Origin of the sequence: Hymenobacter rubripertinctus (genome assembly GCF_003583925.1) — a bacterium.
In the GTDB taxonomy this organism is placed as follows: domain Bacteria; phylum Bacteroidota; class Bacteroidia; order Cytophagales; family Hymenobacteraceae; genus Hymenobacter; species Hymenobacter rubripertinctus.
The window spans coordinates 1-451 of the sequence record NZ_QYCN01000131.1 but is presented as its reverse complement, the minus strand read 5'-3'; the positions used below and the strand labels follow the sequence as shown (position 1 = coordinate 451).

The window sequence follows — 451 nt, the reverse complement described above, 5'->3', positions numbered from 1 at the left end:
TACTCTACCCTACTATTTTAGTGGGTTGTCCACGAGCAAGATAGCGACTAAATACATCCAGTAGGTTCAGAATTTTGCGTGCCAGCGGCTGGTCAGGGGCCGTATGTGGCCGGGTGAGTTGGCGCAACAGATTCAGGCCGTGCCGACTCAGGCTCGTGGCCCGGTAGCCGTGATTTTTGCGGGCAATGGGTTTGATTTTCGCGTTGGCCACCGTGCCTACACCCAGGCACAGCGCGTAGGCCAGGCTGACCAGCGCCACGAGCTTGCGTAGCTTACGGTGGCAGCGTAAATGAGTAGCCTCCAGGTTAAAACCGCGGCCCTTCAGGTTCTGAAAGCACTGCTCAATCGTCCAGCGTTTGGCGTAGAGCTGGTCCATGTAGGCCAGTCCCACGTTGCCAAACAGGAACAAAAACTCGTTATCGGCCAGCGCTTTGACCCAGACCTGGCCCCA

The 451-nt window shown here is 57.0% G+C and carries 1 protein-coding gene; it reads right to left on the bottom strand.

Annotated features, from left to right (window positions below; translation table 11 throughout):
- Positions 1 to 4: 4 nt before the first annotated feature.
- A partial coding sequence (locus D0T11_RS21855) for a transposase (protein WP_147374817.1) occupies positions 5 to 451 on the bottom strand: 447 nt, incomplete at its 5' end.